General features: G+C 71.5%; 15 protein-coding genes and 1 pseudogene. 8 read left to right on the top strand and 8 right to left on the bottom strand.

Annotated elements, in window-relative coordinates:
- Positions 1-35: 35 nt before the first annotated feature.
- From leuA to HDC93_RS26470, 3 genes and pseudogenes are all read left to right on the top strand, one after another.
- Entirely contained in the window at positions 36-1757 is a 1722-nt protein-coding gene (leuA, locus tag HDC93_RS26480; RefSeq protein ID WP_185013320.1) for a 2-isopropylmalate synthase, read from the top strand.
- Positions 1758-1968: 211 nt separating this feature from the next.
- A complete protein-coding gene (locus HDC93_RS26475; RefSeq protein ID WP_185013319.1) occupies positions 1969-2664 on the top strand; it encodes a TerB family tellurite resistance protein in 696 nt (231 codons plus the stop codon).
- A gap of 228 nt (positions 2665-2892) precedes the next feature.
- Positions 2893-3069 (top strand): annotated as a pseudogene (locus HDC93_RS26470) (response regulator transcription factor); the annotation flags it as partial.
- A 21-nt stretch (positions 3070-3090) separates the two neighbouring features.
- On the opposite strand, the gene HDC93_RS26465 reads toward HDC93_RS26470, so the two are convergent.
- From HDC93_RS26465 to HDC93_RS26445, 5 genes are read right to left on the bottom strand one after another with little or no spacing between them, the layout of a single operon-like run.
- On the bottom strand, positions 3091-4023 hold the full coding sequence (locus HDC93_RS26465) for a dihydrodipicolinate synthase family protein (protein ID WP_185013318.1): 933 nt from the start codon (positions 4021-4023) through the stop codon (positions 3091-3093).
- Positions 4020-5039, bottom strand: coding sequence for an ABC transporter ATP-binding protein (locus HDC93_RS26460; RefSeq protein ID WP_185013317.1), 1020 nt, complete (start codon positions 5037-5039; stop codon positions 4020-4022). Before HDC93_RS26460 ends, HDC93_RS26465 begins: the two co-directional genes overlap by 4 nt.
- Positions 5040-5061: 22 nt before the next feature.
- Positions 5062-7032 (bottom strand): dipeptide/oligopeptide/nickel ABC transporter permease/ATP-binding protein, encoded by a 1971-nt coding sequence (locus tag HDC93_RS26455; RefSeq protein ID WP_185013316.1) that lies wholly within the window; start codon positions 7030-7032, stop codon positions 5062-5064.
- On the bottom strand, positions 7029-7991 hold the full coding sequence (locus HDC93_RS26450; protein WP_185013315.1) for an ABC transporter permease: 963 nt from the start codon (positions 7989-7991) through the stop codon (positions 7029-7031). Before HDC93_RS26450 ends, HDC93_RS26455 begins: the two co-directional genes overlap by 4 nt.
- A gap of 4 nt (positions 7992-7995) precedes the next feature.
- Positions 7996-9624, bottom strand: coding sequence for an ABC transporter substrate-binding protein (locus tag HDC93_RS26445; RefSeq protein ID WP_185013314.1), 1629 nt, complete (start codon positions 9622-9624; stop codon positions 7996-7998).
- A gap of 315 nt (positions 9625-9939) precedes the next feature.
- Here HDC93_RS26445 and HDC93_RS26440 point away from each other — a divergent pair, with 315 nt between their 5' ends.
- The 5 genes from HDC93_RS26440 to HDC93_RS26420 all read left to right on the top strand — a co-directional run bounded on the left by HDC93_RS26440 (position 9940) and on the right by HDC93_RS26420 (position 13866).
- Positions 9940-10377, top strand: a complete 438-nt coding sequence (locus HDC93_RS26440) for a protein-tyrosine phosphatase family protein (protein WP_185013313.1) — start codon at positions 9940-9942, stop codon at positions 10375-10377.
- A gap of 752 nt (positions 10378-11129) precedes the next feature.
- Complete coding sequence (locus HDC93_RS26435; RefSeq protein WP_185013312.1) at positions 11130-11345, top strand: hypothetical protein; 216 nt, start codon at positions 11130-11132, stop codon at positions 11343-11345.
- 26 nt (positions 11346-11371) lie between these two features.
- On the top strand, positions 11372-12118 hold the full coding sequence (gene recO, locus HDC93_RS26430; RefSeq protein ID WP_185013311.1) for a DNA repair protein RecO: 747 nt from the start codon (positions 11372-11374) through the stop codon (positions 12116-12118).
- Between the two features lie 57 nt (positions 12119-12175).
- Complete coding sequence (locus HDC93_RS26425) at positions 12176-13009, top strand: isoprenyl transferase (RefSeq protein ID WP_185013310.1); 834 nt, start codon at positions 12176-12178, stop codon at positions 13007-13009.
- A gap of 134 nt (positions 13010-13143) precedes the next feature.
- On the top strand, positions 13144-13866 hold the full coding sequence (locus HDC93_RS26420; RefSeq protein WP_185013309.1) for an MFS transporter: 723 nt from the start codon (positions 13144-13146) through the stop codon (positions 13864-13866).
- Between the two features lie 103 nt (positions 13867-13969).
- Here HDC93_RS26420 and HDC93_RS26415 read toward each other — a convergent pair whose 3' ends face one another.
- The 3 genes from HDC93_RS26415 to HDC93_RS26405 are packed head-to-tail and all read right to left on the bottom strand — an operon-like array spanning position 13970 to position 16117.
- Positions 13970-14389 (bottom strand): Fur family transcriptional regulator, encoded by a 420-nt coding sequence (locus tag HDC93_RS26415; protein WP_030836532.1) that lies wholly within the window; start codon positions 14387-14389, stop codon positions 13970-13972.
- A gap of 58 nt (positions 14390-14447) precedes the next feature.
- Positions 14448-15350, bottom strand: coding sequence for a metal ABC transporter permease (locus HDC93_RS26410; protein ID WP_185013308.1), 903 nt, complete (start codon positions 15348-15350; stop codon positions 14448-14450).
- A complete protein-coding gene (locus HDC93_RS26405) occupies positions 15350-16117 on the bottom strand; it encodes a metal ABC transporter ATP-binding protein (protein WP_185013307.1) in 768 nt (255 codons plus the stop codon). The genes HDC93_RS26410 and HDC93_RS26405 overlap by 1 nt, the downstream gene beginning before the upstream one ends.
- Between the last annotated feature and the right edge of the window lie 8 nt (positions 16118-16125).

Below are 16125 nucleotides of genomic sequence, written 5' to 3'. Positions count from 1 at the left end.
TCCTTCCGGACACCCTCTGAGGAGCCCTGAGCATCATGGCGAACCGCCAGCAGCCCAGTTCCATGCCGATCCACAAGTACGGCCGCTACGAGCAGGTCGACATCCCGGACCGCACCTGGCCGGAGCAGCGCATCACCACCGCCCCCCGCTGGCTGTCCACCGACCTGCGTGACGGCAACCAGGCCCTGATCGACCCCATGTCGCCCGCCCGCAAGCGCGCCATGTTCGACCTGCTGGTGAAGATGGGCTACAAGGAGATCGAGGTCGGCTTCCCGGCCTCCGGCCAGACCGACTTCGACTTCGTGCGCTCCATCATCGAGGAGCCCGGGGCCATCCCCGACGACGTCACCATCTCCGTTCTGACCCAGGCCCGCGAGGACCTGATCGAGCGCACGGTGGAGTCCCTGAAGGGCGCCAGGCGGGCCACGGTCCACCTGTACAACGCCACGGCCCCGGTCTTCCGCCGGGTCGTCTTCCGCGGCTCCAAGGACGACATCAAGCAGATCGCCGTCGACGGCACGCGGCTGGTCATCGAGTACGCCGAGAAGCTGCTGGGCCCCGAGACCGAGTTCGGCTACCAGTACAGCCCCGAGATCTTCACCGACACCGAGCTGGACTTCGCGCTGGAGGTCTGCGAGGCGGTCATGGACGTCTGGCAGCCCGGCCCGGGCCGCGAGATCATCCTGAACCTGCCGGCCACCGTGGAGCGCTCCACGCCCTCCACGCACGCCGACCGCTTCGAGTGGATGGGCCGCAACCTCTCCCGCCGCGAGCACGTCTGCCTGTCGATCCACCCCCACAACGACCGCGGCACCGCCGTCGCCGCCGCCGAGCTGGCCCTGATGGCCGGTGCCGACCGCGTCGAGGGCTGTCTGTTCGGGCAGGGTGAGCGCACCGGCAACGTCGACCTGGTCACCCTGGGCATGAACCTGTTCTCCCAGGGCGTCGACCCGCAGATCGACTTCTCCGACATCGACGAGATCCGTCGCACGTGGGAGTACTGCAACCAGATGGAGGTCCACCCGCGCCACCCGTACGTGGGCGACCTGGTCTACACGTCCTTCTCCGGCTCCCACCAGGACGCCATCAAGAAGGGCTTCGACGCCTTGGAGGCCGACGCGGCCGCCAAGGGCGTCACCGTCGACGACATCGAGTGGGCCGTCCCCTACCTGCCGATCGACCCCAAGGACGTCGGCCGCTCCTACGAGGCGGTCATCCGGGTCAACTCGCAGTCCGGCAAGGGCGGTATCGCCTACGTCCTGAAGAACGACCACAGCCTGGACCTGCCGCGCCGTATGCAGGTCGAGTTCTCCAAGGTCATCCAGGCCAAGACCGACGCCGAGGGCGGCGAGGTCACGCCGAAGGACATCTGGGCGGTCTTCCAGGACGAGTACCTGCCGAACCCCGAGAACCCGTGGGGCCGCATCCAGGTCCGCACCGGCCAGTCGACGACCGACACCGACGGCGTGGACACCCTGACGGTGGAGGCCACGGTCGACGGGCAGGACACGGTCCTGACCGGTACGGGCAACGGTCCGATCTCGGCCTTCTTCGACGCCCTGCAGTCCGTCGGCATCGACGTACGGCTGCTGGACTACCAGGAGCACACGATGAGCGAGGGCGCCTCCGCGCAGGCCGCCTCGTACATCGAATGCGCCATCGACGACAAGGTCCTGTGGGGCATCGGGATCGACGCCAACACGACGCGGGCCTCGCTGAAGGCGGTCGTCTCGGCCGTCAACCGCGCGGCTCGCTGACCAGCCGTACGGGTTCGCGGCCGCAGGCCGCTCACCGGTGCCACAGGGGCTCCGTCCGCCGATGTACGGCGGGTGGAGCCCCGTCGTATACCGGCCATTTGCTGTGGGGGTCACGGAAAGGTCTCCTCCGGGGTGCTGACTCCTCGTCTCTGATGTGGCTAACATCACGCAAGCGCGGCGACGTTGCCGTGCGGCGTGACGGAGGTGCGACGTGCTGCCAGGACGGGGACGAAACGGCCATGCCGCCAGGCTTTCTCGCGTCCTGGGCACCCGGACCGTGTGGACGGCCGCCGGTGACGGGGAGTTCTTCTGCCCCGGCTGCGGCGGCGACCGCAACTACCAGCGGCTGACCGGACAACGCCGCTTCACCCTGCTCGGCCTGCCCGTGCTGCCGCGCGGCGAGACCGGTCCGGTCGTGGAGTGCGCCGCCTGCCGCCGCCACTTCGGCACGGACGTCCTCGACCATCCGACCACCACCCGCTTCTCCGCGATGCTCCGCGACGCCGTGCACACGGTCGCCCTCGCGGTGCTCGCCGCGGGCGGCGCCGGGTCCCGTTCGGCCCTGGAGGCCGCCGTGCTCGCCGTGCGCGCGGCCGGCTACGACGACTGCACCGAGGAGCAGCTGGCCGCCCTCGTCGAGGCGCTGGAGGCCGACACCGGCCGGATCGCCGGCGAACCCTGCGGCGCGGGGCTGGCCATAGAGCTGCACGAGGCCCTGGACCCCCTCGCCCCGCACCTCGCCACCGTCGGCCGCGAATCGATCCTGCTGCAGGGCGCCCGCATCGCCCTGGCGGACGGGCCGTACACCCCGGCCGAGCGGGATGTGCTGGCGACGGTGGGCGCGGCGCTCACGATCTGCTCCGACGACGTGACCCGCCTGCTGGCGGCGGCGCGCACCCCCTCGTAGACCCCGCTTCCGCGTTACTCCCCGGGGAGTAACGCGCGGCCCGGACCGTCCCCCGCAGTACCCCTCGACTCGACCTCACGCCCGACGAACCGGCGCCCGACCGGCGGCAGTCTGGAGACCGATCCAGACACCCGACTGGAGGGAGCCGGACCCATGGGGGCCGTAAGGACGCGTACCGGGCGCAAGCGGGCCGTGCCCTGGGTGGTGGTCGGGCTGTGGCTCGCCGCGCTCGCGCTGGTCGGCCGCGGCCTCAACAACACGCAGATCGCCGACGCGTTGGGCCTGAGCCCGCTCACCGCGAAGACCCATGTCAGCCGCATCATGGGCAAGCTGGCGGCCCGGGACCGGGCGCAACTGGTCATCGTCGCCTACGAGTCGGGGATGGTGACCCCGGGGACCGTCTGACGGGCGGGCACGGCCCGGCCGCTAGAGCAGACCGGCCGCCGCGAGGTACGTACCGACCTGCTCCACCTCGTCCGGCGACAGCGGGATCTGCGGCTCCGCCGTCGCCGGGGAGTCGATCACGCCACGCAGGTGCAGCGCGGTCTTGAAGGCGCCGATCGCCGAGGAGTTCGGGCCCATCCGGGCCGGGTCGCCGACGGTCACCATGCCGAACAGGGCGCACAGCCGCTCCTGTTCGGCCCGGGCCCCCTCCCGGTCCCCGGCACGGCACAGACCGTCCAGGCGGACGTAGCCGTGCGGGTCGACGTTGCCCAGGCCCGGCACCGTGCCGTCCGCGCCGATCGCGAGGGCCGCGTCGACGATCAGCTCGGAGCCGGTCAGCACACTGAAGCCCGTGATGCCCCGGAGCTCCCGCGCACCGGTCACGACCTGGCGGAAGGCGGCCAGATCGCCGCTGGAGTCCTTGAGCCCCGCCACCACGCCGTCGGCGGCCAGCTCCAGCACCACGTCGGCCGGCAGCTTCGTGTGGACGGCGACGGGAATGTCGTAGGCGATCACCGGGACCGGACTCGCGGCGGTGACCGCGCGGTAGTGGCGGTCGATCTCCGCGGGGTGGGTGCGGGCGTAGAACGGGGCGGTGACCACGACCGCGTCCGCGCCCGCCGCCGTCACCGCCGCGACATGCTCCAGGACCCGGGGCGTCGTCATGTCGATCGCCCCGGCCAGCACGGGGAGCTGTCCGCCCACATGGGCCGTGACCGACTCGACGACCAGCCTGCGCTGCCGGTCCGGCAGATACGCGGCCTCCGAGGTCGAGCCGAGCACGAACAGGCCGTGCACCCCGCCGGCCACCAGATGGTCGACGAGCCTGGTCAGCGAAGGGACGTCCACCTCGCCGTCCGATGTCAGGGGCGTGCAGACGGGCGGGATGACACCGGTCAGCGGGGCGAGAGTCATGGGGCCTCCATCGGGTCGCGTCGAAGGACGAGGTCGCGGGTCGACTCGTCCTCCCGGACAGGATGGTGGCAGCGGAAGCGGTGCGCGGGCGCCGACGCGGCGGAGAAGCCCGGCATCTCCTGAGCGCACACCCCGTCCGCCTTCCAGCAGCGGGTGCGGAACGGGCAGCCGCTCGGCGGGCGGGTCGCCGACGGCAGCGGACCGGCCAGCGGGATCGGGTCGACCGGGTCGAGCAGGCCCGGCGTGGCGGAGAACAGGGCGCGGGTGTACGGGTGCCGGGACCGGCCGGTGACCAGGGCCGCCGGGGACTCCTCCACGATCCGGCCCAGGTACATGGTGATCACACGGTCGCTCATCCGCCGTACCGTCTGGATGTCGTGCGAGACGAACACGAGGGCCAGACCCAGGCGTTCCTTCAGGTCCAGCAGCAGATTGAGGATCTGGGCGCGGACCGACACGTCCAGGGCGCTCGTCGGCTCGTCGGCCACGACCAGGTCCGGGTCCAGCGCCAGCGCCCGGGCGATCGCGACGCGCTGGCGCTGCCCGCCCGACAACTGCGCAGGCAGGGCCCCGGCGAGGGCCCGGGGGAGGCCGACGAGGGACATCAACTCGCGGACTCTCTCGTCCCGTCCGCTCCTCGTGCCCCGGTCGTGCACGTCCAGCGGGTCCCGCAGGATCTGCCGGACGGTCAGGCGGCGGTTCAGGGCCGTCGACGGGTCCTGGAAGATCATGCCGATGCTGCCGCCGACGGCCCGGCGGCGTTCGGCGGCCGGCATCGCCCACAGGTCCCGGCCCAGGAACGCCACCGTCCCCCGCGTCGGTGGCTGCACCCCGACCAGGACCTTCGCCAGCGTCGACTTCCCGCAGCCGGACTCGCCCACCACGCCGACGGTCTCGCCGGGTGCGATCGCCAGGTCGGCACCGGTCAGGGCGTACACGCGGTCCCGGGTGAAGAGGCCGCCGCTGCGGGCCTTGTGGACGACGTGGGTGCCGGACAGCTCCACCAGGGCGTTCATGTCACGGCCTCCGTCAAGGCGTTCATGTCACGACCTCCGAGGTGACCAGGTCGATCGCGGGGTGGTGGCAGGCCGCCGTGTGCGTCGGCGTGCCCAGCGGGCCGGGGGGTGTCGTGCGGCAGGTATCGGTGGCGAGCGGGCAGCGGTCGGCGAAGCGGCAGCCCGCCGGGAAGTCCGCCGGGGACGGCACGACACCCTTGATCTGCGTCATCCGCTCGGCCGCCGACTCCAGCGACAGCACACTGCCGAGCAGCCCGCGGGTGTAGTGGTGCGCCGGGGCCCCGACCAGGTCGGCGGTCACGCCCGTCTCCACGATCTGCCCGCCGTACATCACCACGACCCGGTCGGTGACGTCCGCGACCAGCGCCAGGTCGTGCGAGACGAGGATCAGCGCGAAGCCCAGCTCCGCGCGCAGCCGCAGCAGCAGCTCCATGACCTGCGCCTGCACGGTCACGTCGAGGGCGGTGGTCGGCTCGTCGGCGACGATCAGTTTCGGGTCGCGGGACAGGGCCATGGCGATCAGGACGCGCTGGCGCTGTCCGCCGGAGAGTTCGTGCGGATAGCTGCGCAGGGTGCGGTCGGGGTCGAGGCCGACCAGGGTGAGGAGTTCGGCGGGGGTGCGGTGGCCGCCTCGGCGTACGACCTGCTTGAGCTGGGCGCGGATCGTCATCGCGGGGTTGAGGGACGACAGCGCGTCCTGGTAGATCATCGCCATCTCGTGGCCGAGCAGCTTGCGGCGCACGCGCGTCGGCTCGGCGAGCAGGTCCCGCTGGTGGAAGCGGACCTGGCCGCCGATCCGCGCCCCCTTCGGCTGGAGTCCCATGATCGCCAGTGCGGTGAGCGACTTGCCGCAGCCCGACTCGCCGACCAGGCCCAGGACTTCACCGGGGAGCACCTCGAAGCTGACGCCGTCGACGATGTCCACCCCGCCGTGCCGGCCCTCGAAACCGACGGCGAGGTTCTCGACCGTGAGGACCGGTTGCCGCCCCTGGGGCAGGGGACGGGCCCGCGCTCGCAGCCGTTGCGCTGCTGCCGCGAGGCCCGGCAGCGGCAGCACCTCGCCGCTGCCCGGCTCCGGGGCCTGAAGCGGGTCGTCGTTCTCGCGTACGTCCACCTCCCGCGCCGACGGAACCGCCCACGCGTCGGACACGCCCTCGGACAGGATGTTCAGCGAGAGCACCGTCACCAGCATCAGCAGCCCGGGGAACAGGGTCGCCCACCAGCCGCCGGTCAGCACCATGTTCTTGCCGTCCGCGATGACACTGCCCCAGGACGGGTCGGGTGGCCGTACGCCCGCCCCGATGAACGACAGCGACGCCTCGAACACGACCGCCTCGGCGACCTGGACCGTGCAGAACACCAGCACCGGCGCCGCGCAGTTGACCGCCACGTGCCGCAGCACGATGTGCGGGGTCCGCGCGCCGATCACCCGTTCCGCCGTCACGTAGTCCTCGCCGTACTGGTCGAGGACGTTCGCCCGGACCACCCGCGCCACCGGCGGCGTGAACAGGAACGCGATCGCGCAGATCAGCACCGTGATGCCGCCGCCGAACACCGCCACCAGCACGGCGGCCAGCGCGATGCCCGGGAACGCCATCACCACGTCCAGACAGCGCATCAGCGTCTCGTCGACCGCCTTGCGCGAGGTCGCCGCGACCGCCCCCAGCAGCGCACCGGCCACCAGGGCCAGCCCCGTCGCGCCGAGCCCGATCGCGAGCGACCAGCGCGCCCCGTACATCAGCCGGCTGAGGATGTCCCGGCCGAGGCTGTCCTGGCCCATCCAGTGCCCGGCCGACGGATGCCCGGTGCCGTCGGCCGGCGGCTGCTGGTCGAGCGGGTCGTGCGGGGCGAGGAGCGGCGCGAGCAACGCCATCAGGACCACGACCGCCAGGAAGCACACGGCGACCTTCGACAGCGGCGGCAGCCTGCGCCAGCCGCGCAGCCGGATGCCGGGACGGGACAGCTCCGCGGTGAGACTCTTGCGGGTCGTCATGTGGTCGCATCCCTCAGTCGCGGGTTGACCAGCAGATAGAGGACGTCGATGACGAGGTTCACGACGACGAACCCGGCCGCCGTCGTCAGCACGACACCCTGGACGACGGCCGGATCGCCGTTCTTCACGGCGTCGATCATCAGCTTGCCCATGCCGGGCAGCGAGAAGATCGTCTCGATGACGACCGCGCCGCCCAGCAGATAGCCCACGCGCAGCCCGAGCACGGTGAGCGGGTTGATGAGCGCGTTGCGCAGCACGTTCCGCCCGACGACCACCCGCGGCGGCAGGCCGCTCCCGATCGCCGTGCGCACATAGTCCTTGTCCAGCTCCTCCACCACGGCCGTGCGCACGATCCGGGTCAGCTGCGCCGCCACCGGCAGCGACAGCGCCAGGGCCGGCAGGGTCATGGTCCTCAGCCAGCCGGTGAAGGAGTCGGCCGGGTTGATGTAGCCGCCGGTAGGGAACCAGCCCAGGTCGACCGCCAGGTACTGGATCATCAGCAGGGCCAGCCAGAAGCCGGGCGCGGCGACCCCGGTCAGCGACACGACCCGGATGATCTGGTCGGGCGGCCGGTCCCGGTAGATCGCCGCGGTCACCCCGCCCACGAGGGACAGCACGACCGCGATGCCCAGACCGAGGAACGTCAGCTGGAGGGTGAGCGGCAGCGCGGTGGTGACCTGGTCGATCACCGGTGCCCGGGTCAGCGCGCTGGTGCCCAGGTCGCCGTGGAGCAGGGCGGAGACGAAGTCCGCGTAGCGCACCGGCAGCGGATCCAGCAGGCCGTGCTCCTCGCGGAAGTCGTGCAGTTGTCGCGGCGTCGGGTTGGCGCCCTGGAAGAACGCGGACGCCGGGTCGACGTCCGAGAACCGCATCACCAGGAACACGAACAGCACGATCCCGAGCATCAGCGGCACGAGCAGGGCGACACGGCGGAGCAGGATCCGCAGGACGGCCGTCACGGCGCTAGGCCCACTTGGCCTGGAGCAGGTTGATGCCCGGGTAGGGCTGTGCCCTTATCCCGCTGAGCCGCGCCGGGTTCCAGGCGGTCATCAGCTCGTTGTGGACGACCGGGTAGAGCACGGCCTGTTCGGCGACGACGTCGATGTAGTCCTGGACGATCGCCTTCTTCTTCTCCGGGTCCGGCTCCCGGGTGGCCCGGTCCATGTCCTTGAAGAGCTGCTTGGCGACGGGGTCGGAGGCCCAGCGGGTGTACTGCATCCAGAGGTTCTCGGGCCCGTAGTTGTAGTGCATGATCAGGTCGGCGTCGAGGCCGAACTGGTTGGGGTTCGAGGCGGCGGCGACGACCTGGTAGTCCTGCTTCTGGTCCATCTTGGTGAACACGGCCGTGGTCTCCTGCGGGGACAGGGTCGTGCGCACCCCGATCGCGTCCCAGGACGCCTTGACGGTCGGCAGGCAGTCGACGATCCAGCTGACGTTCACGGCCAGGATCTCGATGCTCAGCCCCTTGACCCCGGCCTCCTTCAGCAGCGCCTTCGCCTTGTCCGGGTCGTGGTCGTAGACCGTCTTCGCCCGGCGGTAGGACGGGTTGGCCTCGTCGAGGAAGGAACTGGACGGCTTGCCGTGGCCCTTGAGCGCGACCTCCACCATCTTCTCGGTGTCGATGGCGTAGTGCAGGGCCTGGCGCACCCGCACGTCGTCGAACGGCTTGTGCCTGGTGTTGAACATCAGGAACAGGTTGTTCATCCCGGCTCCGCCGGCCACCGTCATCCCGCCGCTCTCCAGCCGGCCGATGTTGGCGTACGGGATGTTGTCCGCGATCTGCGCGCCGGCACTGGAACCCGAGATCTTCGCGACGCGCGGGGCCGCGTCCACGATGGTCAGCCAGTTCATCTTCCGGAAGGCGGGCTTGCGGGGGCCGTTGTAACCGTCGAACGCCTCGAAGGTCGTGTTCGACTTCGGGTGATGCGCGGTCTGCCGGTACGGCCCCGAGCCGATCGCCTTGCCCTTGATGGCGTCGTCCCAGGCGCCCGGCCGGGAGAACACGTGCTCCGGCATGATCTTCGCGAGCGTCAGCCGCGAAAGCCCGTCCGGGAACGGGAACTTCAGCACCAGCTCCACGTGCCGCGCGTCGATCTTCCGGACCTCCTTCAGCCAGCTCGCGAAGAAGCCCTTGGCGAGGGTCTGGGTGTCCGGGTCGAGGATCCGCCGGAAGACGAAGACCACGTCGTCGGCGGTGACCGGCTTGCCGTCGTGGAACGTCGCGCCCGCCCGCAGAGCGAACGTCCACGACGTGCTGTTTGGGTCCTTCGGCACCTCGGTCGCCAGGGCCGCGTACGGCTCACGGGAGATCGGATCCGTGTCCAGCAGGCCCTCGTAGATGTGGTTGTTGGCAGCCATGCAGAACGCGGACGCCGTCTGGGTGGGGTCCCAGCTGCCGTCGTTGCCGTAGCCGATCACCGCGGTGAGGGTCCGGTCCCGGCCACTGCCCGAACCGGTGTCGTTGGTGGACTCCGGCCCGGACGAACAGGCCGACAGCGACGCGGAGACGGCGGCGGCCGCGCCCAGGGCGCCGGTGTACTTCAGGAACGACCGGCGGTGCAGCGCCGGCACGTCGGGGGTCTCGTCGCGCACGGGTCCTCCAGCGAGGTCCGGGGGGAAGGGACGGGCCAGGAGATACGACGTCCTACGTCCTGCGGTCAGCGCGACCATAGGAGGGGGCTCGGGGGCGGTCAAGGGCTCGCACACGGATGGCGTATCTGCCACAGGTCGGACCTATGGTGCTGTGTGCGTGTCGAGTTGACGCGTTATCAGGGCAGGGCCGGGGCCGGGTACCGCCAGCGGGCGATGGCGGTGCACTTCCGGGGGATCGAGGCGGGGGCGGGGCAGGAGTCCCGGGGGGTGGGCTGATACCGCCCCCGGCAAGCGGACACGGAGCATGATGAGGGCGTGAGCGAGCTGTGGAGCGAGAGGGACACGGGCGTCCTGAGGCTGCCCTCCGGCCTGCTGGTCCGGGGCCGGGGCCTGCGCCACCCCCTGGACCCCACCGCGCCCCTTCCCTCCTGCGGCGTCTACCTGCTCGGCCGGCAGCCGCCCGAGGTGCCATGGGAGTCGGACTGGATCCGCTGGCCCGACTTCCGCCTCCCGTCGGACCCGGCGGCCGCCCGCGCGCAGCTGGCCGCCGTACGGGAGCGGGCCGCGGGGGAGCGGGTGGAGATCGCCTGCGGCGGAGGGCGCGGCCGCACGGGCACGGCACTGGCCTGCCTGGCGGTGCTGGACGGGGTGCCGGGGAAGGAGGCGGTGGCGTACGTCCGCCGGCACTACGACCGGCACGCCGTGGAAACGCCCTGGCAGCGGCGGTACGTCCGCCGGTTCGGGGAGGGATGAGCCTCTCCTTCGGCCCGGCGCCTCATCCCTTCTGTACTGGTCACGCTTCCGCAGACGCAGTCAGGCCCGTGCCCGCCGCTCCCCCTGCAAAAGCCGAGGCCACAGTCCCCAGAAGCGGTTGCAGTACTGGGGCGCGCTGCGGACGGACGCCGATCGGGCCGCTGTCGCTCCGCCCCTACGGTCGACCCCCTCCAGGTCCGGGGCGCATCACCACAGCCCGCAGTTCCGCTGTCGCCTCGACATCCGCCGGCCGCGCGGGGCGGATGTCCCATTCCGGTTCCGGGTGACCCTCTGACGTTCCCACGGCCGGATTGTTTCAAGGGCTGGTGGTGCCCTGTCGTCCGCGGTCTCCCATGCGCCCGGCGCGTGCCGCATTTCGTCAATCGGCTGCCCGCCCAACCGCTCGAAAATACCCCCGGTTTGAGACGCCCCGTGCCGAACCCCTCTGTGCCGCCGCGCAGGTGTAGGACACGGCCCCCTCCGAAGTGTAGTCGCTGAGCGTTACCGCAGAGATGCGAAGAGTGAAACCGCGTAAAGAAGGGGAGCACGGTGGAGGCACGACACTCGGCGCTCTGCGCCGGAGAAGCGGAGGACGCGGTGAAAGAATTGCGGGCAGAACTCGCCAAGGCCGGAATTATTCTGCCCTCACTGGGACTTGACCCGGTGAGTCTTGTGCGGGAAGCGCCCTGCCCGCTCGTCGCATCGGCCCGGCGTACCCCGGAGACCGCCCGGCGGCTCGCGGCGGTGCGGCGATGAAGCCTCCCGTCGGCGCCTACGTCGTGGACACCCGCAGCGGACGCATCGGCATCGTCATGGGGCATGAGGGGCCCTACACGCAGTTGCGGCCGTACGGGGGCGGCCGGGAGTGGGACGCCGACCCCGGGGCCGTGAGGCACGCCACCCCGGCCGAGCGGCTGCGCGCGGCCACCGCGTACGCCAACGCCCGCAGCAGGGGTGAGGTCCCCTGACGTGACGGCCCTGCCAGAATGGCTCCATGAGCCTGTTCCGCGACGACGGCATCGTGCTGCGCACCCAGAAGCTGGGTGAGGCGGACCGGATCATCACGCTGCTCACGCGCGGTCACGGACGGGTACGCGCGGTGGCCCGGGGCGTGCGCCGGACGAAGTCGAAGTTCGGCGCGCGTCTCGAGCCGTTCTCCCATGTCGACGTGCAGTTCTTCGCCAAGGGCAGTGAGCTCGTCGGGCGGGGGCTGCCGCTGTGCACCCAGAGCGAGACCATCGCGCCGTACGGCGGCGGGATCGTCACCGACTACGCCCGGTACACGGCCGGGACCGTCATGCTGGAGACCGCCGAGCGGTTCACCGACCACGAGGGGGAGCCGGCCGTGCAGCAGTACCTGCTGCTGGTCGGCGGGCTGCGGACCCTCGCCCGGGGCGAGCACGCACCGCACCTCGTGCTCGACGCGTTCCTGCTCCGCTCCCTCGCCGTCAACGGGTACGCCCCGAGCTTCACCGACTGCGCGAAGTGCGGGATGCCCGGGCCCAACCGGTTCTTCTCGGTCGCCTCGGGCGGATCCGTCTGCGTGGACTGCCGCGCACCCGGTAGCGTCGTACCCTCGCCCCAGGCCCTGGAACTCCTCGGCGCCCTGCTTACGGGAGACTGGGAGACCGCGGACGCGTGCGAGGCGCGCTACGTCCGGGAGGGCAGCGGGCTGGTGTCCGCGTATCTGCACTGGCACATGGAGCGCGGGCTGCGCTCCCTGCGCTACGTCGAGAAGTAGCGCGGCGGCGGAGCAGAGCAGCACAGAAGCAAGCGAGCACGAGGAGACGAGAAACACATGGCCGTACGCGGGATCCTGGGGCGCCAGCGCCGGGAGTACAGGACGCCGGAGCCGCACCCGTCCGGCGCGCGGCCCCCGAAGATCCCCGGGGAGTTCGTACCGCAGCATGTGGCGATCGTCATGGACGGCAACGGCCGTTGGGCCAAGGACCGGGGGCTGCCGCGCACCGAGGGGCACAAGGTCGGCGCCGAGCGCGTGCTGGACGTGCTCCAGGGGGCCGTCGAGATGGGCGTGGGCGCCATCTCCCTGTACGCCTTCTCCACCGAGAACTGGAAGCGGTCGCCCGACGAGGTGCGCTTCCTGATGAACTTCAACCGGGACTTCATCCGCAAGACCCGCGACCAGCTCGACGAGCTGGGCATCCGCGTGCGCTGGGTCGGCCGTATGCCCAAGCTGTGGCGCTCGGTCGCCAAGGAGCTCCAGATCGCCCAGGAGCAGACCAAGGACAACGACCGGCTGACCCTGTACTTCTGCATGAACTACGGGGGCCGGGCCGAGATCGCCGACGCGGCCAAGGCCATGGCGGAGGACGTGAAGAGCGGAAAGCTCGACCCCTCCAAGGTCAGCGAGAAGACCTTCGCGAAGTACTTGTACTACCCGGACATGCCGGACGTGGACCTGTTCCTGCGGCCCAGCGGCGAGCAGCGCACCTCCAACTACCTGATCTGGCAGAGCGCCTACGCCGAGATGGTCTTCCAGGACGTGCTGTGGCCGGACTTCGACCGGCGTGACCTGTGGCGGGCCTGCCTGGAGTTCGCCTCACGCGACCGGCGCTTCGGCGGAGCCGTCCCGAACGAGGAGCTGCTGGCCATGGAGGGCGAGCAGCAGTAACACGCCGACCCCGGGGTCTCCCCTCCGTCGCAGCCGACGCCGAGGCCCGGGAGCGTCCCCCCGTCACAGCCGCCACTGCGGCCCGGCAGGCCCCTCCCGTGGCAGCCGGGCCGCGGTGGCGATGTCCTGGGGGCATGGGTTCGACCGCCGTCGGCGCACCCCGGCGGACCACGGGACAGGCCGGGGTCTTCACCGCGGCCTCGCTGGCCCTGCTCTGCATCCAGCTGGACTTCTTCGCGCTCAACCTGGCCATCCCCGGGATCGCGAACGAGCTGGACACAACCGTCTCCGCGGCCCAGTGGACGCTGTCCGCGTACATGCTCGCCGTAGGCTGCCTGTTCATCGTCGGCGGGCGGCTGGGTGATCTCCTCGGCCGGCGTCCGGTCCTGCTGGCCGGGACCGGGCTGCCCCGGCCGTTATGGTGGCCTGCTCGGGGCCCATTCGGCGCCCGGCTGTCCGGCCGGATGCGCGCCACCAGCGTCATGGCCCTGGCCGGGACCATCGCCGGCACCGGCATGATCGGGCTGAGCTTCGCCTGGTCCTGGTGGGTCTACCTGCCCGTCTTCACCTGGTGCGCGCTCGGGCTGGTCCTCGGCTGGACCTTCACCCGTGTCGCCACCCAGCAGGTCGTCTCGCCCGCCCGCGCCGGAGAGGCATCGGGCGTCGTCCTCACCGCCCTCGTCACGCTCGGCGCCATCGGCCTGGCGGCCGTCGCGGCGGCCATCACCTCACTCACCCCCGAGACCGGCCCGGAACGCGCCTACGGCCTCATCCTGCGCGCCGGCGGCACCGTGATCCTGGCCTCCACCGCCCTGTCCCCGCTGGTCCGCCGACGGCTCAGCGCCCGGGGCGCGTAGGGGGCCAGGAGGCTTCCGGCCTCAGGGGCGCGGGGAACTGCGCGAACAACCCCCACGCACCCGCACCCGGCAACGAACCCGCACCCCCACGGTGATCAACCGCTCAACCGCCGGAGGCCCCCGCACAGTCGGCGCAGGTCCCGAAGATCTCCACCGTATGAGCCACGTTCACATACCCGTGCTCCGCGGCGATCGACTCGGCCCACTTCTCCACCGCCGGCCCCTCGACCTCGACGGCCTTGCCGCACCCGCGGCACACCAGGTGGTGGTGATGATCGTCCGTGGAACAACGCCGGTACACCGACTCACCGTCGGCCGTGCGAAGGACGTCGACCTCACCGGCGTCGGCGAGGGACTGCAGGGTGCGGTAGACCGTGGTGAGCCCGACCGAGTCGCCCTTGTGCTTGAGCATGTCGTGCAGTTCCTGCGCGCTGCGGAACTCGTCGACCTCCTGCAGGGCGGCCGCCACAGCGGCCCGCTGCTTGGTGGCGCGGCCCTTCACGGACGGTCCAGCGGTCGTCACCGTTGCCTCCTCACGTCTGCCTTGCCCGGGCCATTGTGCCAGCCCGGGACGGGGGCGGTCAGACGCCGACTTCGTCGGCCGCCGCCCGGCTGCCCGGGATCGCGCACTCGGCGGGGTCGGCCGTCGTGTCCGAGGCTGCCGCCGCACGGGCGCGGCGCCGGGCCAGCGGGGCCGCGATCGCCGTCAGCACGATGAACGCGCCGATGGTCAGCAGCACGATCGTCGCGCCGGGCGGCACGTCCTGGTAGTACGAGGTGACCGTACCGCCGATCGTCACGCTGACGCCGATGGCGACGGCGATCGCGAACGTGGCGGCGAAGCTGCGGGTGATCTGCTGGGCGGCCGCGACCGGCACCACCATCAGCGCACTGACCAGCAGAAGCCCGACCACCCGCATCGCCACGGTCACCGTGACGGCCGCGGTGACGGCCGTCAGCAGGTTCAGGAAGCGCACCGGCAGGCCCGTCACCCGGGCGAACTCCTCGTCCTGGCTGACGGCGAACAGCTGCCGCCGCAGGCCGAGGGTGACCAGGACGACGAACGCGGCCAGGACGCAGATCGCGGTGACGTCCGACTGGGACACCGTCGACAGGGAGCCGAACAGGTAGGACGTCAGATTGGCGTTGGAGCCCGTCGGCGCGAGGTTGATGAACATCACACCGCCGGCCATGCCCCCGTAGAACAGCATCGCGAGGGCGATGTCGCCGCGGGTCTTGCCGTACCAGCGGATCAGCTCCATGAGGACCGCGCCGAGGACGGAGACGAGGGTCGCCATCCACACCGGGGACCAGGTCAGCAGGAAGCCGAGGCCGACGCCGGTCATCGCGACGTGGCCGATGCCGTCGCCCATCAGGGCCTGACGGCGCTGGACCAGGTAGATCCCCACCGCGGGGGCGGTGATGCCGACCAGGACGGCGGCGAGCAGCGCCCGCTGCATGAAGGCGTAGTCGAGGAAGTCCATCAGCTCAGCAGTCCCGTGCGGATCGGTTCGGCGCCCGCCGGTGCGTGCGGGTGTACGTGGTCGTGGCCGGGCAGGGCGTGCTGGCCGACGGCCTTCGGGGGCGGCCCGTCGTGGACGACGCAGCCGTCGCGCAGGACGACCGCCCGGTCGATGAGGGGCTCCAGGGGGCCCAGTTCGTGCAGCACGAGCAGCACCGTCGTGCCCTGGGAGACCTGCTCGGTGAGGGTGTGCGCGAGGACTTCCTGGCTGGCCAGGTCGACGCCGGCCATCGGCTCGTCCATGATCAGCAGCTCGGGTTCGCAGGCGAGCGCGCGGGCGATCAGGACACGCTGGTGCTGGCCGCCGGAGAGGGCGTCGACGGAGTCCTTGGCCCGGTCGGCCATGCCGACGAGGTCCAGGGCGCGTCGTACGGCCGCGTGGTCGGCCTTGCGCAGGACGCCGAAGCGGGCCCGGGACAGGCGGCCGGAGGAGACCACCTCGGTCACCGTGGCGGGCACGCCGCCGGCGGCCGTGGTGCGCTGCGGGACGTAGCCCACGCGGTGCCAGTCGCGGAACCGCCCGCGGTCCGTGCCGAACAGCTCGATGGCGCCGGCGCCGGTCTGCACCTGGCCGATGATGCTGCGCACCGCCGTGGACTTGCCCGAGCCGTTCGCGCCGAGCAGCGCGACGACCTCGCCGCGGTGCACGGTGAGGTCGATGCCGCGCAGCACGGGGCGCGAGCCCAGGTCCGCGCGGACGCCGCGCAGGGATACGACGGGCTCGGTCATGCCGTCCT

It is taken from the genome of Streptomyces sp. AK010, from assembly GCF_014207295.1.
Lineage (GTDB): Bacteria > Actinomycetota > Actinomycetes > Streptomycetales > Streptomycetaceae > Streptomyces > Streptomyces massasporeus.
The sequence above is the reverse complement of the archived record's forward strand: the minus strand, read 5'-3'. Positions and strand labels throughout refer to the sequence as shown.